Source organism: Frankia alni ACN14a, assembly GCF_000058485.1.
In the GTDB taxonomy this organism is placed as follows: domain Bacteria; phylum Actinomycetota; class Actinomycetes; order Frankiales; family Frankiaceae; genus Frankia; species Frankia alni.
Map to the genome: position 1 here is coordinate 6,626,093 of NC_008278.1, position 25,923 is coordinate 6,652,015.

19 protein-coding genes are annotated in these 25,923 nt (G+C 71.8%); 3 read left to right on the forward strand and 16 right to left on the reverse strand.

Features of this window, described 5'->3' with window-relative positions:
- Positions 1-777: 777 nt before the first annotated feature.
- The 11 genes from FRAAL_RS26630 to FRAAL_RS26680 form a co-directional block, all read right to left on the reverse strand.
- On the reverse strand, positions 778-2,286 hold the full coding sequence (locus tag FRAAL_RS26630; protein WP_050997460.1) for a sugar transferase: 1,509 nt from the start codon (positions 2,284-2,286) through the stop codon (positions 778-780).
- A gap of 747 nt (positions 2,287-3,033) precedes the next feature.
- Positions 3,034-4,167: a Gfo/Idh/MocA family oxidoreductase gene (locus tag FRAAL_RS26635; protein ID WP_083866934.1), complete on the reverse strand. Its 1,134-nt coding sequence runs from the start codon at positions 4,165-4,167 to the stop codon at positions 3,034-3,036.
- Positions 4,167-5,033 (reverse strand): phytanoyl-CoA dioxygenase family protein, encoded by an 867-nt coding sequence (locus tag FRAAL_RS26640; protein WP_011607160.1) that lies wholly within the window; start codon positions 5,031-5,033, stop codon positions 4,167-4,169. Before FRAAL_RS26640 ends, FRAAL_RS26635 begins: the two co-directional genes overlap by 1 nt.
- A gap of 134 nt (positions 5,034-5,167) precedes the next feature.
- The gene (locus FRAAL_RS26645; RefSeq protein ID WP_011607161.1) at positions 5,168-6,832 is read right to left on the reverse strand and encodes an FAD-dependent oxidoreductase; all 1,665 of its coding nucleotides are present in this window, start codon (positions 6,830-6,832) and stop codon (positions 5,168-5,170) included.
- Positions 6,825-7,019, reverse strand: coding sequence for a hypothetical protein (locus FRAAL_RS26650; protein WP_041939826.1), 195 nt, complete (start codon positions 7,017-7,019; stop codon positions 6,825-6,827). The genes FRAAL_RS26645 and FRAAL_RS26650 overlap by 8 nt, the downstream gene beginning before the upstream one ends.
- 10 nt (positions 7,020-7,029) lie before the next feature.
- On the reverse strand, positions 7,030-9,066 hold the full coding sequence (locus FRAAL_RS26655) for a hypothetical protein (protein WP_041939827.1): 2,037 nt from the start codon (positions 9,064-9,066) through the stop codon (positions 7,030-7,032).
- Between the two features lie 43 nt (positions 9,067-9,109).
- Complete coding sequence (locus FRAAL_RS26660; protein WP_011607164.1) at positions 9,110-9,592, reverse strand: hypothetical protein; 483 nt, start codon at positions 9,590-9,592, stop codon at positions 9,110-9,112.
- Positions 9,592-12,081, reverse strand: coding sequence for a glycosyltransferase family protein (locus FRAAL_RS26665; RefSeq protein ID WP_041939829.1), 2,490 nt, complete (start codon positions 12,079-12,081; stop codon positions 9,592-9,594). The genes FRAAL_RS26660 and FRAAL_RS26665 overlap by 1 nt, the downstream gene beginning before the upstream one ends.
- 118 nt (positions 12,082-12,199) lie before the next feature.
- Positions 12,200-13,255, reverse strand: coding sequence for a polysaccharide pyruvyl transferase family protein (locus FRAAL_RS26670; protein WP_011607166.1), 1,056 nt, complete (start codon positions 13,253-13,255; stop codon positions 12,200-12,202).
- Between the two features lie 2 nt (positions 13,256-13,257).
- A complete protein-coding gene (locus tag FRAAL_RS26675) occupies positions 13,258-15,174 on the reverse strand; it encodes a lipopolysaccharide biosynthesis protein (protein ID WP_157892231.1) in 1,917 nt (638 codons plus the stop codon).
- On the reverse strand, positions 15,171-16,724 hold the full coding sequence (locus FRAAL_RS26680) for a glycosyltransferase family 2 protein (protein ID WP_011607168.1): 1,554 nt from the start codon (positions 16,722-16,724) through the stop codon (positions 15,171-15,173). The genes FRAAL_RS26675 and FRAAL_RS26680 overlap by 4 nt, the downstream gene beginning before the upstream one ends.
- Before the next feature lie 943 nt (positions 16,725-17,667).
- On the opposite strand from FRAAL_RS26680, the gene FRAAL_RS26685 reads away from it, so the two are divergent.
- Both FRAAL_RS26685 and FRAAL_RS26690 read left to right on the forward strand, forming a co-directional pair.
- Positions 17,668-18,516: a glycosyltransferase family 2 protein gene (locus FRAAL_RS26685; RefSeq protein ID WP_011607170.1), complete on the forward strand. Its 849-nt coding sequence runs from the start codon at positions 17,668-17,670 to the stop codon at positions 18,514-18,516.
- On the forward strand, positions 18,513-19,568 hold the full coding sequence (locus FRAAL_RS26690; RefSeq protein ID WP_231861361.1) for a glycosyltransferase family 2 protein: 1,056 nt from the start codon (positions 18,513-18,515) through the stop codon (positions 19,566-19,568). Before FRAAL_RS26685 ends, FRAAL_RS26690 begins: the two co-directional genes overlap by 4 nt.
- 155 nt (positions 19,569-19,723) lie before the next feature.
- Here FRAAL_RS26690 and FRAAL_RS30765 read toward each other — a convergent pair whose 3' ends face one another.
- The 5 genes from FRAAL_RS30765 to fdxA form a co-directional block, all read right to left on the reverse strand.
- Positions 19,724-20,635, reverse strand: a complete 912-nt coding sequence (locus tag FRAAL_RS30765; protein ID WP_231861757.1) for a glycoside hydrolase family 16 protein — start codon at positions 20,633-20,635, stop codon at positions 19,724-19,726.
- 373 nt (positions 20,636-21,008) lie between these two features.
- Complete coding sequence (gene dapE / locus FRAAL_RS26700; RefSeq protein ID WP_011607174.1) at positions 21,009-22,100, reverse strand: succinyl-diaminopimelate desuccinylase; 1,092 nt, start codon at positions 22,098-22,100, stop codon at positions 21,009-21,011.
- Positions 22,101-22,186: 86 nt separating this feature from the next.
- On the reverse strand, positions 22,187-23,029 hold the full coding sequence (locus FRAAL_RS26705) for a 2,3,4,5-tetrahydropyridine-2,6-dicarboxylate N-succinyltransferase (protein ID WP_011607175.1): 843 nt from the start codon (positions 23,027-23,029) through the stop codon (positions 22,187-22,189).
- A gap of 167 nt (positions 23,030-23,196) precedes the next feature.
- Positions 23,197-24,975, reverse strand: coding sequence for a succinyldiaminopimelate transaminase (gene dapC, locus FRAAL_RS35345; protein ID WP_011607176.1), 1,779 nt, complete (start codon positions 24,973-24,975; stop codon positions 23,197-23,199).
- Positions 24,976-25,034: 59 nt separating this feature from the next.
- Complete coding sequence (fdxA, locus tag FRAAL_RS26715; RefSeq protein ID WP_009742053.1) at positions 25,035-25,358, reverse strand: ferredoxin; 324 nt, start codon at positions 25,356-25,358, stop codon at positions 25,035-25,037.
- An 88-nt stretch (positions 25,359-25,446) separates the two neighbouring features.
- Between fdxA and FRAAL_RS36290 the strand changes: the two genes are divergently transcribed.
- Positions 25,447-25,917, forward strand: coding sequence for a putative acetyltransferase (locus FRAAL_RS36290; protein ID WP_443985217.1), 471 nt, complete (start codon positions 25,447-25,449; stop codon positions 25,915-25,917).
- Positions 25,918-25,923 lie beyond the last annotated feature (6 nt).

Consider the following 25,923-nt stretch of genomic DNA (forward strand, 5'->3'; position numbering starts at 1 on the left):
AAAAGAAAAAGATAGGCATATCTTCCCCCGATATGGCCTCTGCACGGTTCCCCCGGAACCTGGGATCAGGCCGCTGACATTCCGGCCTCCACGGCAGCCCGGCCGCACCGAAACAGAACTCGGTCAGCAGCGGGATCAATACCGTGGCGCCGGCGCCCACCTTACGGCCGAGACACCGCCGCATACGACCATCAATGCTTCCGACGCCCATCTGTGACCCATATCACGCCATGGCGTAGATTCCTGTAAATGAGATTCGCGACCGCGCCGACGATACCTCAATCGGGGCATTGACAATATCCGCGGATCAACGTTCGAATACGGCCACGCGCCGACATTCAACACCCGTCGCACAGCGGATTTATTTCAGGAGACAGAGATAGGTCGTGTATCCGATTGCAATCCGAGGGCGTGCAGCGTCACGTGAACCGGACCTGTCACGACGCTGTGGGGGCGACGGCCCGCAGGTCGGAGCGGGTGCGTGGGAGAGCCGCCGCCACCGTAACTCTTCTAGACGGTTTGGCGTCCGATTCATCGATACCAAACAACGACGTGGCTTCGTTCCCACGCACAGCTCCCGCGCGGCGGTGCCGGCGCAGCGCCGGGCGGCGAGGCGAGCGCCGTCCGCCAACGCACACCGTCGCCAAACAGCGGAAAGGAGAACGTGTGAGCGGCTGAACCAGCTGGTGCCAGAAGCCGGCTACCGGCTCCGCCGCAGCGGCCAGCGGTAGCGGCCAGCGGTAGCGGCCAGCGGTAGCGGCCCAGCGGCCCAGCGGATCAGTACGCTCCCTCGCGGCGCAGCACCGCGAACATCGTCCGCCAGAGGATGTAGAAGTCCATCGCCAGCGACCAGTTCTGCACGTAGCGCAGGTCCAGTCGCACCGACTCGTCCCATTCCAGATCGGACCGACCGCTGATCTGCCACAGGCCGGTCAGACCGGGCTTCACCATCAGCCGGCGGTGCACGTCGTCCTCGTAGCGGGCGACCTCCGCCGGCAGCGGCGGCCGCGGGCCGACCAGCGACATGCTGCCCCCCACGACGTTGAAGAGCTGCGGCAGCTCGTCCAGGGACCACTTGCGCAGGAACTTCCCGACCCGGGTGATCCGGGGGTCCTCGCGCATCTTGAACAGCAGGCCCTCGGCCCGCTCGTTGCGCGACTCCAACGCCGCCTTGCGCTGCTCGGCGTCGACGTACATCGAGCGGAACTTGTACATCGTGAAGTGCTCACCGCCCCGGCCCACCCGCACCTGCCGGAAGATCGCCGGGCCGCGGCTGGTGAGCCGGACGGCCAACGCGAGGGCGGCCAGCAGCGGCAGGCACAGCAGCAGGATCCCCGCGGCCACGCTCCGGTCGAACAGGCCCTTCATGGCGCGCCGGGTACCGCTGAGTTCCGGCTCCTCGACGTGCAGCAGCGGCAGTCCGGCGACCGGGCGGATCGAGATGCGCGGCCCGGTCACGTCGGTCAGCGCCGAGGAGACCAGGACATCGACCTCGCTACCCTCCAACATCCACAGCAACCGCCGCAGCCGCTCGCCGTCCATCTGCGGGCTGATCGCGACGGTCGTCGCCGCCGTCTGCGCGATGGCGGTGTGCAGGCTCTCCGAGGTCCCGACGATCGGCACCCCCAGCAGGTCGAACCCGACGCGCTCCGGCGAGTCGTGGCTGTGCCGCCCCGGCGACCGGTCGAGGACGACCCCGACCACCGACCAGCCGGCGGTGGGCTCACGCTGCGCTATCCGGATCATGGATGCCGCGGACTCCCCAGCGCCGACGACCAGCACGCGGTGCAGGCAGCGCCCCGCCCGGCGCAGCCGGTGCAGCCCGGCTCGCGCGCCGACCCGCAGCGCCACCGTCAGTACCAGTGCGGCGGGGAACGCGATCAGTACGTAGGCGCGGGCGAGCTCGGCCTTCGTCGCGTAGGACAGGACGGCCACCACCGCGGTGAGCTGCGCGGCGGCGTTGAGCACGCGGCGGAACTCCTCGGATCCCCCGCCGAGGAAGCGGCTCTCGTAGGCCCGCCCGAAGAACATCGACAGAACCCACGCGAGCGGCAGCAGCACCGACATCAGGATGTAGGGCCGCGCCGACACCGGCTTGAGGTCGAACTCGACCAGGCCGCCGAACCGGACCAGATAGGCAACCCCCACCGCCACCACGCAGGCGAGGGCGTCGGTGACGATGAGCAGCCGGGTGTAGGGACGCTCCCACGGAACCGTGGCCCGGTAGCCGCCGTCGGCCCGCGCGTCCAGGTCGGGCCGATCGGACGGATCGGGTAAATCGGACAGGCCGGGAGGATGGGACAGGTCGCCGGCGGTGGAGCCGGGTCCGTCCGCCGGCCTGGGTGCGGTGGCGATCCCCGCCGCGTCCGGCTGGACCGCGCCGGGGCCCCGGCGGCCGGCACGATCGGCCGCCGGCGGCGGGGGAACATCTCCGATCACCACCGCCAACTGGGCACGCTGGTTCGGAATCCGCCGCCCGGGCCGGCTCGGCGCGACGGACGACGCGCCGAGCGTCGCCGCCCCGGCCGGGACCCCCGCCCGGTCGTCGGGCCGGTAGCCACCGTCACGTCGGGTCACTGAACGGCCCCTCGCCGATCCTGATCATCGCTGAAGACGGTGTCGGTCACTCGGAAAACCCCCCGCGGTCACGACTTCTTCGGACGGGCCACAGCCCGACGGGAGGACGACCAACCGGGCTGTGTGCCATGTCAGCGCATGACAACGACACCCGCTGTGCCGATCGACGAACCCCCCACTGGTGCACGTCGCACCACCGGCTTGTCGGACCCCCATCCAGCCGGCCCCGTGCGTGCAAACCAACTCTAACGTCCGGCGAGGGAGCGAACCATCGGACCTCGGTGGAATGCGTCATGCGCGTGACAAAAATTGCGGTAGGCCCGAATCGCTTGAGCCGGTACACCCCGCCCACCCCCGGGCCCCGGTCCGGCCCGGCTACGACCATTCCCGGCGGGGGATAAGCCGGAAAGATAACGACATATCATAATAATCCGGGCTGGGTTGCCTGGCACACTCTCACGCCGGCCCTCCCGTCGGCGTCCCCTTCCCACGTGTCCCCGCCCTGGTGAGGGCGCCCCGCGCCCGGGCCAGCCCGGTGAACACGCCGTCGAGGCCGCCGACGATGTTGCCGCCCGCCCCCGCCACGGGGTCGACGACCAGCGGGCTCGTGCGCAGGACCGCCGTCGTCAGGTGGTCGTAGAGCGCCTCCCGGTAGGTGTACCGGGAGTGGAAGGCCTCGCCCGTCACCGCCGCGAGCACCTCCAGCAGGCCGCAGGTCTTCAGGGCGTTGAACAGGCTGCGGTCGGGCACCTCGGCGTCGAGCAGCGCGGGCAGCGCCGGCAGGTCGAGCTCCAGGCCGCCGAGAAGATCCGGGCCGTCGAGAAGGTAGCCGTCGGGCCGGGCGTCCCCGCGGGGCCGCAGCACGTGCACCGGGCCGTGCCCGGCGCCCGCCCCCACGGCCCCCACGCGCGCGGAGTCCGTGATCACGCCCTTCTCGCCTGTGATCGTCGTGGTCCCCCGGGCCTGGTCGTATGGCTCGGTGATGCGACCGCGCAGCCCGCGCCGCAGCCGGAAGTCGAAGCGCACGTCGGCGCCGGCCCGCCGTCGGGTGGCCACGGTGACGTGGTCGAAGTCGGCCAGCGACCGGATGAGGGCGAGCCCGTGGTAGCGGTAGCCGGAGTGCGCGAGCTCCACCGAGCGCACCTCGCCGATCAGACCGTCGGCGACCGCGCGGCGGGCGAGGGTCCACTGCGGGTAGTTCATGTAGTCCTCGGCCACGACCACCCGGGCGAACGACCGCAGGGTCGCCATCGCCGGCAGGTGGGCGGCCTGCCCGAACACCGGGGTGTCCAGGACGACCGAGAGCTGCGGCGCCCGTTCGGCGAGGTCGCGCAGCACCGCGCGCACCGCGGTGGTGGAGACCGAGACGACGACCGTGTCGACCGCGTCGAGGACCTCGGCCGGGGAGCCCACCACCGGCACCCCCCACGGCGCCGCCGCGCGTTCGGCGTGCTCCCGGGTGCGCGACCACAGCCCGACGAGCTCGAACTGGTCGCGGCGCTGCGCGAACGCCGGCAGGAAGTTGTTCCGGATCCGTCGCCCGGACCCGATGATCAGGACCCGGCGCCGGCCCACCCCCGCGGCTGCCATCAGCCGACCGGCAGCCGGTACTTGACCGCGCTGACGCGGTGCCACAGGGCGTCCGCGCGGCCGACCTCGACCACCGAGTTCGGCACCAGATCAGCCGCGGGCGGGGGCGGGGTCGCCGGATCCGCCGGCTGCGGAAGCTGGCGCGGCGCCGCCGGCCCGCCCCGCCCGACGCCGAGCAGGAAGCCGAGGTACTCGTCCGCCGGGTTGACGGCCGTGCGGGCCCGGGCGAACTCGGGCAGCTCGATCCGGTCGTTCGGCAGCGACGTGGCCTGGATCGAGAGCTTGAGCACGCGCCGGCGGACGGGGCTGAGGTTCGGCGTCGCGCGGTGGTAGAAGGAGCGGTTCCACACGAAGGCGGTGCCGGCCTGGCCCTGCACCACGACCGAGCGGTTGCCGGCCGCGATGGCCTGCGCCGGCGGCAGCGTCCTGAGTTCGAAGCCACCGGAGCCGCTCGCGACGTCGCTCAGGTAGACGAAGATGCTGATGTACTGGGGCGCCGCCGCCGGCTCGTACAGCCGGATGGTCTCGGTGTCCCGGTGCCAGCCGCCCAGGCGTCCCGCGTGGATGTGCGAGCGCTCCTGGTTCGCCGCGGTCTCGTAGACGTGGCAGTGGTAGAGCACCGCGTCGGGGATCAGCGCACGGATCGCCCGGCGCAGCGGCGTGGAGAACACCTCCTCGGCGATCCCGAGCGCCACGAGCCGGTCCGCGCCGACGTAGGCCCGCGCCTGATCCGCCTTCTCGGCGAACTCGCGGTCGAGGATCTCGTTCCACCGCGCCACGGTCTGCGGCGGGTAGAGATCGGGGACCGAGAAAATGCCCGCGGTCCGCAGTCGGGCGCGGTAGTCCGCAGCCTGCCCCGTATTCACACCATCCTCCTTCTACGTCGTTCCCGGGTCGTCATCGAGTCATGGGGACATGGAACAAACATGGGACATGGAACAAACATGGAACATGGGACATGGGACGTGGGGAATCGTCGGTACATTCCGGGAAACGGCTGTCATGCCGCGGCCGCCGGCAGCGGCAGGCGCAGCCGCTGCAGGGCCGCCCGGATCTCGGGGTAGGCGACGTCCTGGACGGCCACCCCGCGGCGGATTCCCGTACCCGCGGCGATGGCCGCCACCTGGCCGAGCATCATGAGCACCGGCTCCATCCGCAGCGAGGACCAGGCCACGTGGGAGGAGGAGACGCAGACCGGCACGACCAGGTTCACGCACTCCTGGCGCCGCGGCAGGATCGAGCGCAGCGACACCGTCCACGGGCCGGGCACGGGGACGTCCACGCCGCCCTCGTTGACGAGGCAGTTGTTCGCCACGACCCGCTGCACGGCGTGCGAGTCGACCTTGAACGACGCGTAGGCGATCGGGTCGGGGCAGCGGCGGGTGCCCGACGCGTCGGCCTCCGTCGCGACGTAGTCGCTGACCATCCGCCTGGCCTCGCGCACGTAGAGCTGGCGCGGCCAGTTGTCGCTGTCCACGAACTCGTCGGCGGCGAGGCCGAGGGAACGGGCCTGGGTGCGCTGCCAGGCCGGCACGGCGGGATCGTTCGCGAGGAACCAGAGCAGGCCCTGCTGGTAGGCGAGGTGATCCTGGTAGATCTGCTCGCGGCGCGCGTAGTCCGCGGTCGCCCAGTTCGCCGAGCCGCCCACCAGGTTGGTGGAGACCGGGCCGCTGTTGTTGAGGTCGTACTTCCGCCCGGGCAGCTCGACCAGGAAGGACATCACGTTGCGGTTCCCGGCAGCCAGGTAGCGCCGGTGCAGCTCGTACCGCTCGGGGTCGTAGGCCGCCGGCTTCGGGAACGGCCGCGCGTTCGACCCGGCGTGGGCCAGGCAGAGCCGGAAACAGAAGTCCATCCCGAGCGGACTCTGCTGCCCCGTCGTCCCCAGCCCGTTCGCCGAGACGTCGGGCAGCAGGCCGCTGGTCGGATCGCCGTCGCGGCGGTAGGGGCTGACGCAGGACAGGAAGGTCGAGCCGGCCGGGCGGTTCTGCACGCCGTTGAGGGTCTCGCCGTACTCGCCGTTGGACTCCCGCCCGGTCACGAAGGCGACGCGCGCCGCGGCCAGCAGGTCACCCTCGTAGCTGGCGTCCACGAAGGCGTTCGCCCGGTGGGTGCCGCCGCCGTCGGTGTTGATCCAGCGGATCCTGTTTCCGCTGAGCACGACCTCGGCGAGCCGCTGACGGGTCAGGACCCGCACGCCCGCCTTCTTCAGGACCGCGACGAAGACGTCGCGGGCGACGTGCGGCTCGAAGTTGTACACCGGCCCGGTCGAACGGTAGTGCTCGCCGATCGCGGCGAAGATCTCCCGGGCGAATCCGCCGATGGTCGACGTGTAGCCGGTGTCCGTGGCGGACAGGCCGCCCGACATCATCCCGCCGATCTCGTCGTCGAAGGCCAGCAGCGTGGTGCGCAGGCCCATCCGCCGGGCCTGCACGGCCGCGGCGATCCCCGCCGGCGTCGCACCGTAGACGCACAGGTCGGCGTCCGTGCGGGGCGCCTGACCGTTGTCGACCGGGCCGAGGTAGTGCGCCGGGGAGTCCGCGTGGTCATCGCCGCATCCCGCCAGCGCCAGGGCCCCGGCCGCGCCCAGTCCCAGCAGGAGGATCTCCCGCCGGCTGCGGCCACGCCCACTCGTCGTCGACCCCCCCGGCCGCCGGGTCTCACCCATGTGACACCCGCACCCAGCAGGCGGCGAAGGCCGCCACGGCGACCACCGGGAGACCGACGTTCATCAGCCGGCCGACCCCCCGGGCACGGGAGGACCGCGCCTCGCGCAGCAGATCCACACCGATCGCGAGACCCGCCGCCAGGCAGACGAGCACCAGCCCGATCCGAATCACGTTGTGCTGGTCCATCGACCCTCCCTCATCCTTCCTGGTCCACCGAGAGCACCGGGCGGGTCGACGCGTCCACACGCGATGTCCGAAGTTCGCCGTCCACCTCGCGCGCAAGAATGATCGCGTCCGGACTGTTCCGGATGCGGTGGTATCCGGCGGACCGTTCCAGAGAGGCCGCGTCGGCCGCCGCCCACTTCTCGGGGCGGGATTCCGACTCCCGGCCGTACGCGTCCTGCGCCCGCGTGATCAGAATGTAGTCGGGCTTCAACTGCAGAGCGCACTGATACGGATCGACGACCGGTTTGCACTTGCTCTCCAGATTTATCAACGACACCCGGCCGAGATCGTCGTTCTGTCCCGGGAAGAAGCCGTTGAGAACGCCGATGGTACTGCCCGTGGGAGCCAGGTCGTAGAGCTCCTGGGTGGCCGCGACCTCCTCGTGGGAGAACCAGACGAACTCCTCGTTGCCGCCCCGGCAGACGAGCTGGACCGCGACCGCCCCGGTGCACACGACCAGCAGGAGCGCCGACAGGCGCCGGGAGAGCTCCGGCCGCGGCGGGCGAGCCCGCCGGATGCGCAGCTGAACGGTCTCCTCGCCGGAACCGGCCGTCCGGGCGCGCGGGCGCCGGCGGGCCAGACCGCCGCGGCGCCGCCCGCGGCGGACGAGCGCGCCGAAGTCGGGGTCGGGAGCGGGCAGGAAGGCCGCGGCGCACAGGGCGCACAGGAACGGCAGCGCGAACAGGTAGGCCCGCAGCAGCGCCTCGCCGCCGTAGGACTGCAACGCCAGCAGTCCGAACGGCGCAATGGCCGCGGCCTGCGCCACCGCGCCGAGCCGCCAGCGCCGCCGTCGCAGCGAGCCGATCGCGGCGCCGGCGAAGAGCACCCCGACCACCACGATGCGCAGGAACGCGATCCGCAGGTGGGTCGGCGAGCCCTGCACCCGGTTCGACAGGGTCTGGTTGACCGTCCCACCGACCCCGCCCACGTCGCCGGTGACGACCGACAGGTGGCCGCTCCAGAAGTCGACCGCACCGAACGTGAAGTAGCCGACGAACAGGATCGGCACCAGCAGGACGAGCCCCCGCCCGCGCAGCCGGCCGGTGAGCAGCAGGCTCACGAGCAGCAGCGTCAGCAGCGGCGGGGAGAGCTGATGGCTGGCCACGACGGCGAAGGCGAGGACGGCCGCGCACCCCAGCAACGCCATCTGCTGGCGCGGCCCGAGGGCTGGCGGGGGCGGGTCGAGCAGCGCGCGCAGCCGATCGCGCCGCCCGCGCACGCCGCCGCCCGTGGACCCGCCGACCACGGGCGCGCGCCGTCCGCTCGTGCGCAACGCGATCACGAGTACCACCAGGGACAGCAGGTACGCCGCCCCCTGCGGGGAGAGGTATTCCTGGTCCGCCCAGTCGGCGCAGAGGAACAGCCACAGCGCGAGCCAGGTCGCCCGGCGGCTCAGCCCGAGCTCGCGGAAGATCATCGCGAGGCAGGGCAGGTAGGCGAGCATGAACACCACGGAGGCGTAGAGCAGCAGGTGGCTGGCGTCGCCGACGCCGGCGGTGTTCATCAGCACGGCGACGCCGGCGAAGAACCCCGGCCAGGAGAACCGTGCGTCGTAGTGGTGGAGCACGGTGCCGTTGTCGTGGATGTAGTTGATGAAGCCCGCGTGCCGCCACGAGGTGGGCAGCCGGGAGGTCTGCTCGACGACGGGGGACACCCCGTAGATCGCCACCACCAGCGCGCAGGTCGCGGACGCCAGCAGCCAGGTCCGCGGGCGCGCGGCGCCGAGCTCCCAGACGAAGGCGGCGGCGAGCGCCACGATGCCGGCCGCGTACCGCCAGTCGAGGGCGTCGACGATGCCGAGCGCGCCGATCCGGTGCGGATCCGCGGCGGCCATCGCCCAGCCGATGAGCACGGCGGCCACGGCGAGCAGCGCCACCGGCGCGGGACCGCGCGTCTGCCCGGGGGCCGCCGACGCGGTCCGGCCCGCCGCGGCGTCGCGGTCGGTGCCGACGGCTTCCGCCCGCTCCCCCGCTTCCTTCCCCGGCCGCGTGTACGCATCCGTCGTCACGAGGGACCCACCCCGCCACCGCGGGCATCGGGACACGCCGCGATCACGCTCCGCTCCCCCGCAGGCCGTCCCGCACCGCGCCGTCCCGCACCGAGCCGGCCCGCCGCGAGCCCGACCGCCGCGCGCTCGCCCGCTCCGAGTCCGACCGATCCCGGCCCGACCGCTGCGAGCCCGGCCGCGCCGCCGACCGACGTCCCCGCCAGAGGTCGACGGCCAGCGCCGCCAGCGAGACGAGCGCGAGGACGACGACCAACGCGAGGGGATGCCACGCGTCGGACCACAGCATGAGCTGGGCGCCGGCGATGGTCAGCGCGATGGACAGCGCGCCGCCCGCGCAGCCGATCAGGACCGGGCTGTCCAGCCGGGCGAGCAGGAGCAGCGGGACGCCGGGAATCGTCACGTGGAAGGCGAGCGCCAGCACGACCCGCATCGCTCCCCCGGTGTCCGCCGCCTCCAGCAGGGGGACGATCACGCTGAGCAGCCCCAGGGCGCTCACCCGGAGCGTCACCGCACGCCAGGGGGTCATCAGGGCCGCCCCAGCGACGCGGTGGCCGCGGCCGGCCCGCTCGTGACGACGGCGTCCGTCGCACGAGAGGGAGCCGGCGTCAACCGGACGTTCTTCGCCACACCGACCGCGTCCGACCCGACCGCGTCCGGCACACCGACCGCGCCGACCGCGCCGGCGTCGGCCAGGGCGTAGATGCGCGTGTCGGCGTTGTGGTACCAGAGCCGGAACGAGGGCGACCGGGCCACGGCCGCCTCCAGCCGCCCGAGCGCGCCGGCCGGTGCGAGCTGGAACGTCCGGACGTAGGCATCCCCGCTGTCGGCAAAGGCGAGGTATCCGCGACTGGAGTACTTCCTGATCTCCGACACCACGGTGCTCACGTCCGCCGGACCCAGATCACGCCCCCGCAGGTCCGGATTAAGCAGCATATTCGGTTCGTCACCGTTCTTCATGTGGATGAACTCGTCATAGTTGGGCCCGTAGCTACGGGGAAAGTTGGGGGCGGCGCACATGAGCACGGAGCCCGACAGCGCGTGCCCGTAGAAGTAGTCGCTCGCCGCCACGGTGCCGGCCGGCATGTAGTTGAGTTCCTCCTGGCCGAAGAAGGCGGGCAGAAAGGCTCCCGTGCAGGCCAGGGCCACCACCCCGACCCGCCGTGCCCGCACCACCGGCAGGACCGGCTGGACCGGCGTGACCGGCATCACCGACACCGCCGAATCCGCCCGCCTCGCCCGCCTCGCCGCCGGTCTCGCCGGCACCGGCCGCGGCTCGCTCCGGACCATGCCGCTGGCGATGGCCACCGCCGCCCAGGGCAGCGAGAACAGGTAGACCCGGAAGATCGCCTCGCCCCCGTAGTCCTGCCCGAGGACCAGGATCGCGGGCGAGACGAACAGCAGGCCGAGCACGCCGGCCCCCGGCCGCCGGCGCAGCCGGCCGCGCACGACCGCCGCGGCGGCCAGCAGCCAGACAAGCATCGACAGCGCGGTACCGGCCCGTGCGTGCAGTACCTTCCCCGGTAGCGGCGTCGCGCCGTACGGGTCGACCCGCCGCAGGTTCTGCAGGGGATCGGGCGAGGAGGCGACCCCGAAGTGGCTGGTGATGTAGTGCAGGTTCGGGATCAGGAAGGCGACGGCTAGCGCCGCCATCAGGACGACGAGCAGCCACGGCCGCACCAGGCCGGAGGCGACGAGCACCACCACGCTGACCACGATCAGGTACGGGGTGAGCTGGTGGGAGACCACCACGGCGGCCTGCAGCAGCACCGCGACGGCGATCGCCCAGCGGCGCAGCGTGGTCGCGTCGGCGACGGCCGTCGCCCCTCGCCCCGGGGGCCGGCAGAACTCGACGAGTAGACAGTAGATCGCCAGGGCGAGGGTGAGCGCGAGGCCCTGGGGTGCGAAGTAGCTCTGCCCGACCCAGTTGCCCGCGACGAACACGAGCGCGGCCACCCAGCCGAGACTCACCGAACGCAGGTACGACCGGCCCAGGCACGACACCAGCAGCGCGGAGACGGAGACGAAGAAGACCTCCGCCCACTGCGCGAACACCAGCGGATCCGTCGTCCGGGTCAGCCCCGAGAGGAAGGCGGCCACGGCGAAGAAACCGGGCCACCGCTGGTAGATGTCGACGTTTCCGTCGAGGGAGTGGTGCGCCAGGATGTAGCGCGTCACGCCGACGTAGTTGTACACCCAGGAGTAATGCGGCACGGAATACACCAGCGGAGCCGTGCCGAAGAGCACGAACACGATCCCGAAGAGGTATCCGGCCGCCGCCGCCCGGTTGACCACGGGCCGGGTCAGCACGGCGACCGCGCCCGCCAGCAGCAGCGCGAGCGCCAGATACCAGGTCGCCGGGAGCACGGTCAGCATGCCGTACTGCCCCATCCGCCCCGGATCCACCCGCCCGACGCTGACCGCGAACAGGACCGCGGCGAGGACGCCGGGAGCCACGAGCAGCCCCACGGCGGCGACCCGCGGCCGCGGCGATCCCGCGCGCCCCTCGGCCTCGACGCCACCGGTGCGGCGCGCGATGGGTGCGGTGTGCACCCCGGCGTCGCCCCGTGCGAGGGGTGCGGTGGGGGCACCGACGCCGCCGCGCGGGATGTACGCGGTTGGGGCGGCATCGGTCGGGACGGCATCGGTGAGAGCACCCGCGACGGGCTGGCGCGCCTCGCCGCTCGCGGGTGCGGACCGGGATCGTCGCGCGTTGACCACGATGATCGCCACCGACAGCACGACCAGCACGGCGGCCACCGCGTCCGGATGCCAGATCCGCAGCCACAGCAGCACGCACAGCACGACGGCCTCGACGGCGAGGCTGACGCACACCGCCAGGCCGGCCCAGAGCGCCTTATCCCTGATCGCCACGAAGCTGAGAACGGCCGCACCCGGCAGGAGCAGGACCGCCGGGAGGATCACGACGGCCCGCAGGCCGCCGGGAGCATCCAGCGGCAGCACCACGAGACAGATCAGTCCCAGGCCGACCGCCAGGCGGGCGCGAACTCCGCTCATCTGCACGTGAACCTGTCTCCGCTGGGTGGATGCCGGGGGAAGCCGGGGGGATGCCGGGTGGACGTCACTGGCGGGATGGACACGCCGACGCCGGTGAGGGTCGGGGCGCGCCCGGCGCCTACCCGGCGGCGTGGTCGAGGCCGAGCTGATCGCCGATGCGCGTCAGCGCCGCGCGCAGGGCCGCGCGGCGCGCGTCGACGGCGATCTGCAGCCGCATCACGTGGTCCGTGCGGTCCGCGTCGACCTTCTCCACCAGATCGACGAGCGACTCGGCGTCGACCTCGTCCGTGCGCAGGAGGAACCGCTCCTGACCGAGGGAGGCCATGAAGTCGTCGCACTTGGGCTGATAGCCGATCGCGATGGTCGGCACGGCGGCGCAGCAGGCCAGGATCGCCGCGTGCAGCCGCTGGGCCACGAGCACCGAGCAGCCGCGTACCGAGTGCAGGTAGGTGTCCGGATCCACGGTGACGTACACCTCGGTCCGGTCGGTCACCCCGGCGTCGGCCAGCAGCCGCTCGGTGTAGGCGCGGTCGCTGTCGTTGGCGAGGAAGGCCCGGAACCGCCAGCCGCGCCGGGCGAGCTGGCGCAGCGCGCCGGCGAGCTCCCGGCCGACCCGTTCGGGATCGTGCCCCCACATGTCGTCGCCCCAGCCGACGTTGAGGCCGAGTACGCCCGCGTCCACCGCCCGCGGCAGCGGGCCGGGTTCGAGCAGCAGGGCCGGATCCCCCACGACCTCGCTGACCACGCCGATGGTCCCCAGCAGCTGCGCGGAGCGCGGTCCGCGCACGGTCACCCGGTCGAACTGCTCCAGCAGCGGTCGCCACCGGCGTAGCTCCCCGTTCGCGGAGAACGAGTTACGGCCCTGGAACACCGGGTCCTCGACGCCGGCGCCGAGCATGTGGAACGGGCGGCGCCCCGCGAGCCGGCCGCCGGTCAGCAGGTGGACCCGCCAGTTCTTGCGACCGATCACCGTCCCGCCGCCGAGCACCAGGGAGGCGTCCCTGAAGCTCAGGTGCCGACGCTCCCGCAGGTGGCCGGGGAGGTCGCCGGGATACAGCGGCAGGGCGGCGATCCGCGCCTGCGGGAACGCCCGCCTGTAGACGAGCTCGATCGCGTCGTCGCCGAGGTTCCCGCGACCGGCGTAACCGAGATAGGCGAGTGCGACTTTCTGCATCTCTACAAGACCGTCCTCATGTGGTGATCCGAATGCGGTGACGCCAGCCGGCGATCCCGGCGGCCGGTCTGACCGCTCGGTTCCGGCGACGACCGCGGGGGGTCGAGCTCGCCGCCGGCGCCCGCCGGATCAGCGACGTACTCCCGCGCCGGGTACTCCCGCGCCGGGTACTCGCGCGCCGGGTAGTCGCGCGCCGGGTAGTCCCGCGCGGACGGCATCGCCGGGCCGGCACCGCGCGCGGGCGATCCTGGTGGGCGCGCACCGGGCTGGCGGGGGTCGGTCTGGTGTGGGCCGGAATGGTCGGCCTGGCGGGGGTCGGGCAACGACGGCCGGCGCTCGATGAGCCAGGTCGTCTCGGAGTCGGGCAGGTACGAGTCGGGGTCCGGCAGGTACGGGTCGGGGTCCGGCAGGTAGGGATCGGACTGTTCGGGTGCCGCCAGACTCAGTTCCCGGACGTCCGCGTAGGGCAGGGGCAGCACCGGCCGGCCGCGGGTCGGTGCGGGCTCGCGCAGCCCGGCGCGGGCGGCGTCGGGTGCCGGCGACGGCCGGCGCAGCGCCTTGACGTAGATCGGCACCACGGCCAGTGCGATCACCACGTGGCAGGCGAGGTAGGCCAGCCCGATGGCGGTCAGCCCGTGGGATCCGACGATCAGGGCGGTCGTCAGCAGGCAGACGCTGACGGACCCCTGGATGGCCAGCAGCAGCCGTGCCTTGCGCTGCACCCGGCTGATCGTCACCGCCAGCAGGATCGTGGCCCGGAAGATGGCGCCCAGGGCGAGGCAGGCCAGCAGGTTCGTCCCCTCGTGGGAGTACTCGCTGCCGAAGACGCCGAGCAGGGTGCCCGAGAAGATCGCCGTGAGCAGCGCGACCGGGACGATGAACGCCAGCAGGAACTTGACCATGCTGAGGATGTGCGCGCTGACCCGGGAGGACTCCCGGGTGCCCTCGACGGTCAGGGACGCGGTGGCTCCGCCCATGAGCTGGTCGAAGACCGAGACCAGGTTCCACGACGTGTAGAAGTACGCCGTGGCCTCGTAGCCCAGCCGGGCGGAGACGATGACGGGCAGCAGGGTGGTGGCCGCGAGCTGGACCAGCCCGCCGGCCATGTCGCTGATGATGTACCAGTCGGCCCGCCGCCGCGGTGCGGCCGCCGCCGCGACCGCCACGGGCAGCGGCCCGGTCCGCGCGTCGGGAACGCCCTTCTTGGGCAGCACCCGGCGCCAGACGAGTGTGTTGATGACGAGGACGAGCAGGAAGACCGGCGCCGTCCAGGCGAAGAACAGCCCGGCGGAGATCCCGAGGGTGGCGAACACGAACAGCAGGACGAGCTTCGACAGCGCGAAGAACGCGTTCTCGATCGGCACCCAGGGCGCCTTGCGCAGCCCGGCGAGCACCGAGTCCTGCAGCGTGAACACGCACCAGAAGGCGACCGCGGCCACGAAGAACACCGAGAACCACGGGCTGAAGTCGCCGAGGAACGTGCTGTGGCCGAACAGCGCCACGAAGCCCAGGGCGAGCACCGTCGCCAGCAGGCCGGACAGGACGTAGGCGTCCCGAATGATCTTTCGGCGGGGCTTCATCGCCGCGGGGATGGTCGCCGGCAGGATGTTCTGCTGGTTGAGCTGAGCCAGCCCGGACAGCAGCAGCATCGTGGAGACGGCGGTGGAGGCACGCCCGACGTTCTCGGGCGAGTACTTCCAGGCGGCGATCGCCCAGAAGGCGATGCCGAGAACTCCGGTGATAGCCGTGGACGCCATCAGCAGGATCGCGTTGCGCAGCAACGGCGAACGCAGGATCCCCGTGGCCGACGAGACCGCCCGCAGGGGGGCGAACCGCGGACGGGGTCTGGTCCGGGCATGGCGCGGACGGGACTGCTCCCGCCCGCGCGCGCCGGGGCGCCCAGGGCTACTCTGCTTCACCTCGCGTGGTCCTCCGCTTCACCTGACCTGCTCCGATCCCCGCCACCGAGCTGGGCGCGTCGCGCCCGCGCGAACGCGAACGGTCCCGAGGCGATGCCGAGCACCTCGGTCAGCACCAGCTCCGCGGGGAAACGCGGCCCGCGGCTGACGTTCTTCGACGACCGCGGGAGCAGGAGGAACAACAGTCCGGCGGGTACCCGGCGCATGATCTCCAGCAGCTCCCGGGGGCTGGCCGTCGCCTGGGCCAGCAGCATCGCGGACAGCCCGGTGCCGTAGTTGCGGAGCTGGTCGAGCAGCTCGCCGTACTGCTGCCGGTGCGTGTGGTAAACGATCGCCGACGGCTCGTAGACGATGCGGTGACCGGAGCGGATGGTCCGGGTGAACAGTTCGAGGTCTTCCCCGGCGTGCGTCGGCGTGCCGGGCCCGAGGATCTCGTTGAAGCCACCGAGCGCGCGGACGGTGTCCGCGTCGAAGGCGACGTTGTTGCCGGAGCCGAACGCGCCGGCGGCGTACGGGTAGAGGGCGCTGCCCCGGGTCCAGCGGTCGTAGACCCGCCGCTCGAACCCCTTGCCGAAGCCGCCGTACTGCTCGAACCAGATCTGCGCCGAGGTCGTCAGCTCGTCGGGCAGCACCAGACCGGTCACGCAGCCGACGTTGTCCGCGGCGTCGAACCCGCTGAGGATCGCCGGCAGCCAGTGCTGGTCGACCTGGGTGTCGTCGTCGAGGAAGGCGATGGCCCGCCCCCCCGCCGCCGCGAGCCCGGTGTTGCGCGCGCGGGCGGCGCCCCGGCGTGGCTCGCACAGGTAACGGAACCGCCCGTCCGCCCGGCCGACCGCCTCGACGAGGTCACGGGTCGCGGCGGTGGCGGGGGCGTTGTCGACGATCAGGAACTCGATGTCGGTGGCGGCCACCGCACGCAGGGAGGTGATCAGTCGGTCGAGGCTCGCCGGCCGGTCGCGGGTCGGGATGACCACGCTGGCCGGGCTGCGCCGTTCCTGCACGGAGACGGGCCAGGTGTGGGAGCACTCGTGCTGGTCCAGGCCCTGCTTCTTGACCATCAGCGGGATCTCGACGGCGTTGGCGTCGCCGCTGTCGGGAATCTCGAGCTGCCCGACCGGGATGCCGTGGCAGCGGACCAGCACCCGGACCTCGCCGAAGGTGGCCTGCGGGCGACCGAGAGCCGCCCGGGCCGTCAGCAGCGCGGTGGTCAGCTCATACTCCGCGATCCGGACGGGCTGGCCGGCGTCCGGCTCCTGACCGACGACGCGATGACGCCCCTGCACCCGTGAGCACAGGACCGCGAGCCGATACCAGGCCGCGAGGGTGGTGAGCAGCCGTCGCGCCGGTGCCGGTCGAGGTCCGGGTTGCGCAGCGGTTCCGGACAGGATCGCGGGCGTCCCCGCTGCTGAACTGGACGCATTGATGACAAGGGCATCCGCCGACGGGGACGGGATGACCGCAGGGGACGGGATGGAGGCGTCGTCGACGCGCGCGGGAGTCGCGAGACTATCGGCCTTGATGGCCGCGGGAATGTGCTCTTGACCACACATCTGAGGTTCGTCCGTTGGATTCGGCGCCGCGCAGGCGCTTATGGCCTGCCTGGGAGAACAGCAAGGTGCAACCAGAGCGGCCGGACTTTCCGACGCCGTGCGAGATGTCAGACCGGAACGCTCCGCGCCGCCTTGCCGATCAAATTCGAGCATGCTGAAGCCAGCCCCCCAACTGACCAACGACAGAGATCCGCCATGGACGATTCGGACAATCTTGCCCAATGGCGGTAATAACAAGCTACGCGCGAAGTGTCCGACTCCCGAACCAGCCCCCCAGCCTTCGGAAGGTGGCGCGCCAGGCTTGCATGCCTTTTTGCGTATACGCCACCCGTTCCGGTCATGCTAGCACGTCGGTGGGCCCCCTCCCGGGGCCGGACGCTGCGGGCCGGACACACCCGAGGACACCGTAACCGCTGGTGAGCGGGCTTCACGCGCTTGTTACGCAGCAGACCCGAGCCGTTCTCGTCCAGGCCCCAGCATCAGCCTCGTCCGCACTCGAACCGGCACCCCAGCACCGGGCCAGACCCGGCGACCACCCTCGAGAGATTCTAGTTACACATCGATCGTTCACCTTGCCGACCGTTCGATCTGATGGTTGGCGAGCGGCGCAAAGCCGCCGTCCACCCGCCCTTTGCCCCGGCGAAAGAAACACGATCCGGGCCGCATCACAAGGCGTGATCGAGCCATTGCGGCCATGGAACCTTCGAGAGGATCGGCGGGCTGGTAGCCGCCGAGCGCCGGGTCCTGCTATCCTTCAGCGGGGGTATGTGGTGCGCGCCAAGAATCGGCGACGACCAACGGGGGCACGGGGGCACGGGGAGAAATTCAGCCTCCATCCACGGGCATTCCTCCGCGGCGACTCCGCCTGTCGAGGGTCCCGCAGGGCATAGCGCCCAGGGCCCTTCGCACGGGGGGCACCAAGTTTCATGGGGGGGAAATACTCATGTCGTCAACGCAGCATCGACCTACCGTGAGCGTCATCATTCCGACGCTGAATGAGGCCCGCAATCTGGCGCATGTCTTCGCGCGGCTGCCCGCCGACGTGGAGATCGTGGTCGTCGACGGACGATCGACGGACGGAACGGTGGAGGTCGCCCGCCGCCTGCGCCCGGACGTGGTCATCGTGAACCAGACCAGGCGCGGGAAGGGTAACGCGCTGGCCTCCGGGTTCGCGGCCGCCACCGGTTCGATCATCGTGATGCTGGACGCCGACGGCTCGGCCGACCCGGGCGAGATCGACGCGTACGTGTCCGCGCTCGTCCTCGGCGCGGACTTCGCCAAGGGGTCGCGCTTCTGCGCCGGCGGCGGAAGCAGCGACATCACCAGGCTGCGCGCGCTGGGCAACCGGGTTCTCAACGGCCTGGTGAACCTGCTCATCGGCAGCCGCTACACCGACCTGTGCTACGGGTACAACGCGTTCTGGCGCCGGTGCCTGCCCGTCCTCGAAATGGACCCGGGCCCGGCGGACTCGGTGAAGCGCTGGGGCGACGGATTCGAGATCGAGACCCTCATCAACATGCGGGTCGCCCTCGCCGGCCTGCGGGTGGTCGAGGTGCCGAGCTACGAGCACCACCGGATCCACGGCGCCAGCAACCTCAACGCCGTCTCCGACGGTATCCGGGTGCTGCGCACGATCATCGTCGAGCGGCGTGGCAAGGGCCGTCTGCGGCCGCACGCCACCGTCCTTCCGCACCCGCTGCTCGAAATCCCCGAGCAGCCGCAGCCGCGAGGCGCTGCCGGCGGTCCCGCCGCGCCGGTCGCCAACCCCGCGACGCAGTTGGAGAGCGCGTGACCCAGGATCTGACCGACGGCCTCCCGGGCCTTGGCGTCAAGGACGTCGGGGGCCTCGGAGGCATCGAGGGCGTCAGGGGCAGCGGAGGCGTCGGAACCGTCGACGCGCCCGCGGCCGAACGCCGTTCCGCCGGCGAGCGGCCGAGCGCCTCGGTGGTCGTCTGCTGCTACACCGAGGCACGCTGGGACGATCTGCGCGGAGCCGTCGACAGCGCGCGTGCGCAGCTCGCGGCCGGGGACGAACTCGTCCTCGTCGTCGACAACAACGACACGCTCCTGCGGCGCGCCAGCGCGGCCATGCCGGAGGTGACGGTCGTGGCGAGCACCGGCCCGCGCGGCCTGTCCGGCGCCCGCAACACCGGGGTCGCCGTCACGACGGGCGAGGTCGTCGTGTTCCTCGACGACGACGCCCGGGCGGAGCCCGGCTGGCTCGACCGTATGCTCGCGCCCTACGCGGATCCCCAGGTCATGGGAGTCGGTGGAGCGGCTCTGGCGGCCTGGCCGACCGACCGGCCCGGCTGGTTCCCGCCCGAGTTCGACTGGGTGGTCGGGTGCAGCTACACGGGGTTGCCCACCTCCCGTGCCCCCGTCCGCAATCCGATCGGCGCCTCGATGTCGTTCCGGCGCTCGGCCTTCGAAGCCGTCGGCGACTTCACCGAGGGCATCGGCCGCACGGGGACCGACCCGATGGGCTGCGAGGAGACCGAGTTCGGGATCCGCCTGCGCCAGTCCAACCCGGACGCCGTCGTCCTGTACGAACCCGGATCGGTGGTCGCTCACCGCGTGACCAGCGACCGGGCGACGTTCACCTACTTCCGGCGACGCTGCTACGCGGAGGGGCTGTCGAAGGCCCGGGTCGCCGGCCTCGTCGGGCAGGAATCGGCCCTGGAGGCCGAGCGCACCTACGTGAGCCGGACCCTCCCGCGAGCCGTCTGGCGCGACCTGACCGGGGGTGGTCATCGCGCCCGCGCGGCGGCCGTCGTCTTCGGGGTGGCCGCGACCTCCTTCGGCTATGTGCGGGGCAGGGTGGGCCAGCGCCGCGTCGCGAGCTGAGAACACGCACTCGCGAGCGGAGAACAAGCGCCTCAGAACAAGCACCGGGAAGGGGTGCCGGGAGCCGTCCGATGCGGCTCCCGGCACCCCTTCGCCCGTCGCCCGGCCGGCAGCCACCCCGCCTTCGCGGGCTGTCCCCGGCGGGGGAGGCTACCTCAGAGCAGGGTTGACGGGGCGCGGTAAATCTTGATCCAGTCGACGTACATCGACACGGTTGGCGGCGTCTGCGCGTTACGACAGGGAATGAGCTGGAAACAGCCGCGGTCGTGTTGCAGCGTCATGTGCATCGGCTTGGTCGGAATCATGTTGCGCTCGTGTGAACTCGTCGGTCGGGTGACGGTCCAGACGGCCTTGCCGTCGAGGTAGTAGGTGATCCGGTTCGGAAGCCACTCCACCCCGACCGTGTGCCACTGAGTGAAATCCGCGTAAAGCTTGTTCTCGATCTGCCGGTTGTCGCTGCCGAGATGCAGGAAGTTGCCGCCGACCTGCCGCTCGGGGTCCGGCACCTCGAGGATGTCGATCTCACCGTCCGTCGGCCAGTGCTCCGACTGCGGCCACAGCAGGACCACCGCCGAGTATCCCGAACCGCGTTCGGCCCGGACCCTCGCCTCCCAGCGGCCGTACTGGAGGTTGATGCGGCTGGCCACGCCGCCCGAGACGTCCCGCCCGGCGGAGTCGATCCAGCCGGTGAGGCGCAGCGCGCCATCCGAGACCGCGACGTTCTCCGGCGACCGGGGCATCAACTTGACCTGGGGCGAGTCATAGATCGCCCAGCGCTTGGTATCGAGCGCGGTTCCGTTGAAGGAATCGACCAGAACCGGGGTTCCCCAGATCGGATTCGGCGGATCCGTCGCCGCCGTGTCCGCCGTACCGCCGGTGACCGCGGGCGTGGACGCCGACGACGGTGACGCGGAACCCGACGACGTTGGTTTTTGGTTGTGCGATTCCGGTGCGACCATTGCTGGTGCGGACGGTGCGGACGACGCCGGTGCACCGGGGCTGGCCGAGCCGCCGCCGGTCCCCCCGGGACCGCCGCTGTCGATGGACACCGGGCCACACGCGGCCACCAGCAGCAACAGAACCAGGGAGAGGCGGCGGCCGGGCGGGCGAACTGACCTTCTGATGACAACCCCCCGTTGTGGACTTTGCACGGTGCCTCTCAGCTTTCGCCGACGCCACGACGGCCCAGTGGATCATGAACTGCTCGTCGCCTGGCGATGTCCCGCCATCACAGAATGCGAGCCTGAAAATCCGACCCAGCCCACCGAGATAAGCCGAGATCGCTCATTTTACCGTGCGCCAGATCGACGCCGGCAGCCAGTGGTCCGGGGTGATTGCGGACTCTTCGGTGACCGCCCGAATATCACCGTTGCGGGTCAGTCGCTCCGGCACTCAGGCGGTCAGGAGGTCAGGCACTCAGGCGGTCAGGCACTCAGGCGGTCAGGAGGTCAGGTAGCGGCGCAGCAGCCGTTCGCCCTCGTCGATCGCGGCGAGTTCGACGTACTCGTCGCGGGTGTGGGCGAGGTTCGGGTCACCCGGGCCGTAGTTCAGCGCCGGGATGCCGAGCTCGGCGAAGCGCGCGACGTCCGTCCAGCCGTACTTCGCCACCGGGACGCGACCGGTGGCGGCCACGAAGGCGGCCGCGGCCGGTGCGGCAAGCCCGGGGGGCGCGCCGCCCGCCCGGTCGGTCAGCTCCAGGTCGTAGCCGTCGAAGACCTCCCGGACATGGGCGAAGGCGTTCTCGACCGTGCGATCCGGCGCGAAACGGAAGTTCACCGTCACCCGGCACAGGTCGGGGATCACGTTGCCGGCCACGCCGCCGTCGATGCGGACCGCGGACAACCCCTCACGGTAGGTGCATCCGTCGAGCGTCACCGTCCGGGCCCGGTACTCGCCGAGCCGACGCAGGACCTCGGCGGCCTTGTGGACGGCGTTGTCACCGAGCCAGGAACGGGCGGAGTGCGCCCGGGTGCCGGGCAACGTGACGACGGCGCGCAGCGTGCCCTGGCAGCCGGCCTCCACCTCGCCGGAGGTGGGCTCCATGAGGATGGCGAGGTCCGCGTCCAGCCAGTCCCGGTGCCGGGCGGCGAGGCGGCGCAGCCCGTTGCGGTCCGCCGTGACCTCCTCGTTGTCGTAGCAGATCCAGGTGACGTCATGCCGCAGCGCGCCGACACCGGCGGGGGCGGAGGCATCGGTGAGCGGCAGGGTGGCCGCGAGCCGCAGCGCGATCGCCACGCCCGCCTTCATGTCGGAGGTGCCGCAGCCGTAGAGGCGCCCGCCCACCACCCGCGCGGGGAGGTTGTCCGCCAGCGGGACCGTGTCCAGATGCCCCGCGAGCAGGATCCGCGACGGCCGGCCGAGGAAGGTCCGGGCCACCACGGCGTCACCGTCGCGGGCGACCCGCAGCCCGTCGACCGCCGCCAGCGCCTTCTCCACCGCGTCCGCCAGCGCGGCCTCCTCGCCGCTGACGGACGGCACGTCGACCAGCCGCCGAGTGAGCTCGCCCACCGGGGCGGTGAGATCCAGATCCATGCGGACGACCCTATGGCCCCCGCGGATGCCGAGCCGCGGCGCCGAGCCGCCCGGCGGCGTGGCTCGACCCCGCGGAGACGGAGGTCTCAGCCGGCGACGCCGTGCTCGCGCAGGACGTCGTTCAGCGCCAGCTTGTCATGGATCTCGCCCTCGGCGAGGGTGCGCAGCACCAGGATGCACGGCATCGCGAACTCCCCGCCGGGAAACGACTTCAGCCGGCTGGAGCCGACGGCGACCGCCCGCTCCGGAATCTCGCCGCGCGGGTACTCCTCGCCGGTGTTCGCGTCGAAGACGTGGGTGGACGCGGTCAGGATCGCCCCGGCGCCGAGCTTGGCGCCGCGGCGGACCCTCGCCCCGTCGACGACCATGCACCGGCTACCGACGAAGGCGTCGTCCTCGATGACGACGGGGACCGCGTTCGGCGGTTCGAGCACGCCGCCGAGCCCGACCCCGCCCGAGAGGTGCACGTTGCTGCCGACCTGGGCGCAGGACCCGACCGTCGCCCAGGTGTCGACGAGGGTGCCTGCGCCGACATAGCCGCCGATGTTGGTGTAGCTGGGCATGAGGATCGCGCCGGGCTGGACGTGCGCACCCCAGCGGACGATGGCCCCCGGTACCACCCGAACGCCGTCGAACCGGGTCTTCAGCGGCATCCGGTCGTGGTATTGGAAGTCCCCGGCGGCCGACTCGGCCATCGGTAGGACCTTGAAGGACAGCAGGATTGCCCGCTTGGCCCGCTCGTCGACGACGACCGAGCCGTCTGCGGCGACGGTTGCGACGCGGGCGATCCCGGCGTCGATGGCGTCGACGGCCGCGACGATCGTCTTGCGCGCGTCGGCGTCGTCGGGGGTCAGGTCGGCCCGGCGATCCCACAGCTCGTCGATGATGGGATCGATCGGGGAGTCGATGCTCGTCTTGGGTGCGCTCACAGGCCCGACCTTACGAGGTCGGCGGCGTTACCGGCCACGCCGTGGTTCCCACCGCCACGGGGCTGCCCGTCGCGGAGCCGTCCGACCCGAGGCCGCGCTGCGCGGGTCGTGGGCGCGCGAGTTCCTCGCGGCGCCGGCTGCGGCCGACCCTGGGGCCGGCCGCAGGGTCAGCGGATGTCCGGCTCGCTGTTCCACGGGCCGCCGGCGGCGTGGCGGCCGGCTCCCGAGGGCTGACCGTGGCCGGTCGGCGGGTCGTCAGGCCCGGGCGGCCGGTCGTAGCCCGCGGGACTGTCGTAGTCGCCCGCGTGGTCGTATCCGGCCTGGCCGTCGCGCCGGGCCGGATCGTCGTGATCGCCCGGCCGGGCGCCGTAGCCGGACGGCCGCGCGTGGCGCGGGGCGCGCTCGTAGCCGGGCTGGCCCTCATAACCGCGCTGGCCCTCGAAGCCGCGCCGGCCCTCGTAGCCGGGCTGACCCTCGTAGCCGGCCCGGCCCTGGTAGTTGGGCTGTCCCTGATAGTCAGGCTGACCCTGGTAGGTGGGCTGACCCTGGTAGTCAGGCTGACCCAGGTAGTCAGGCTGACCCTGGTAGGTGGGCTGGCCCTCGTAGCGGGGCTGGCCCTCGTAGCCTCGCGCACCCTCGTAGCCGGGCTGGCCGTCATAGCCGGGCTGACCCTCTCCCGGTCGCGGCTCGTACCCGGGCCGGGTCTCGTACCCCGCCGCGGACTCGTAGGGCACCCGCGCGGGCCCGGCCGGGTAGCCCGGGGCCGCCGCGGCGTAGCCGCCCTGCTGGGCGGCGTACCCCCCCGGCGGCCCGGGCTGCGGGTAGCCGCCGCCGGCCGGTCCCGTCGGGTGCGATCCCGCGCCGCCCGCCACCACGGCCGGCGCCAGCATGGTCATCCGCTCGGGGACGGTCGCCACCTGGGAGTCCGGCGCGGTGAGGGCGACCCGGACATGGTGGCGACCGCCCTCGCCGTAGAACGTCCCCGGTGCGACGAGCACGCCGACCCCGGCGAGGGCGTCGACCGTGGCCCACGCGTCCTCGCCGCGGGTGGCCCACAGATACAGACCGGCCTCGCTGTGGTCGATGGTGAACCCGGCGACCGCGAGCGCCGCGGCGAGCACCGCCCGCCGGTTGGCGTAGCGGGCCCGCTGGTCGGCGACGTGGATGTCGTCGGCGTAGGCGGCGGCCATCGCCGCCGCCACCGGGGTCGGCATCATGAACCCGGCGTGCTTGCGGACCCCGGTCAGCCCCTCGACGAGCTGCGGGTCACCGGTGACGAAGCCGGCCCGGTAGCCCGCGAGGTTGGACCGCTTCGACAGGGAGTGCACCGCAAGCAGGCCCTCGTGGGAACCGCCGCAGACGTCCGGGTGCAGCACGGAGACGGGCCGGGCCTCCCAGCCCAGCTCGATGTAGCACTCGTCGCTGGCGACGATGACGCCCCGCTCGCGGGCCCAGGTGACGACCGCGCGCATCTCGTCCACGGTCAGCACCCGCCCCGTCGGGTTGGCGGGCGAGTTCAGCCAGACGAGCGTCACCCCGTCCGCGGGACCGACGACCGGCTCGCAGCGCGCGAGCAGGGCGCCGACCTCGTAGGTCGGGTACGCCGGCGTCGGCACCCAGACCCGGTCCCCTGGTTCGAGACCGAGCTGCCCCGGGAGCTGGGCGACCAGCTCCTTGGTACCGAGCACCGGCAGGACGGCACCCGGATCCACGAGGACGCCCAGCCGGCGGGCCAACCAGCCCGCCGCCGCCTCCCGAAGATCCGGGGTGCCGACCGTCAGCGGATAGCCCGGAGCATCCGCGGCACCGGCCAGCGCCTGCTGCACGACGGCCGGTGTGGAGTCGACCGGAGTCCCGACCGAGAGGTCGACGAGCCCGTAGGGGTGCGTGCGGGCCTTCTCCTTGTAGGAGACGAGCTGGTCCCAGGGGAAGTCGGGCAGCCGCACGCGGGAACGGGCTGGTGACCGCAGGACTCCGGAGGTGTTGCCCGACCTCCCAGAGCCGCTCAGGACTCGCCCTGGGGGGCCAGGGCGGCGACCGCCGGCGGGTCGAAGTCCAGCGCGCCCACCTTCGAGGCACCGCCCGGCGAACCGAGCTCCTCGAAGAAGTTGGCGTTGGTGTCTGTGTACCCCTTCCACTGATCGGGGACGTCGTCCTCGTAGTAGATGGCCTCCACGGGGCAGACCGGCTCACATGCTCCGCAGTCGACGCACTCGTCGGGCTGGATGTAGAGCATCCGTCCGCCCTCGTAGATGCAGTCGACCGGGCACTCCTCGATACAGGCCCTGTCCTTGACATCGACGCAGGGCTCCGCGATGACGTAGGTCACCGGTTGTTCCTCCTCGGGCTCGCGGGCGACTGAGTCCTTAGTATCGACATGGACAGTTCCGTGTCGACAACAAGGGCGTGCGCTGGTGGTGTATGTCGTCCGCATCACTCAGGCCGACATCGGCGCGCGAGTCATGATCCGCAGGCGCATCCCGGGTCCGATACCTCTCAGTGACGTCCTCGGGACACTGCAGTCATGGTCATCGCGCGTGCTGACGGTCGAAACGGCGGAGGGCACGCGTATCCAGATTACCGAGGAAGACGTGGTCGCGGCACGCGTCATACCCCCTCGACCCCCCGCGCGGCGATCACCCACCGATCCCGCCGCGCAGGTCACGCCGGCGGCAGGTCGTCTCGGCACCGATACGGACATACCGGCTCCGGGCACCATCGTCCGAACCCGGCCGGTCGCGCAAGCGACAATCCCAGACATGACGGATCCCCAGCACATGACGGATCCCCCGCACATGACGGATCCCCCGCACATGATGGGTCCCCAGCACATGACGGATCCCCCGCACATGATGGGTCCCCAGCACATGACGGATCCCCAGCCATGACGGAGC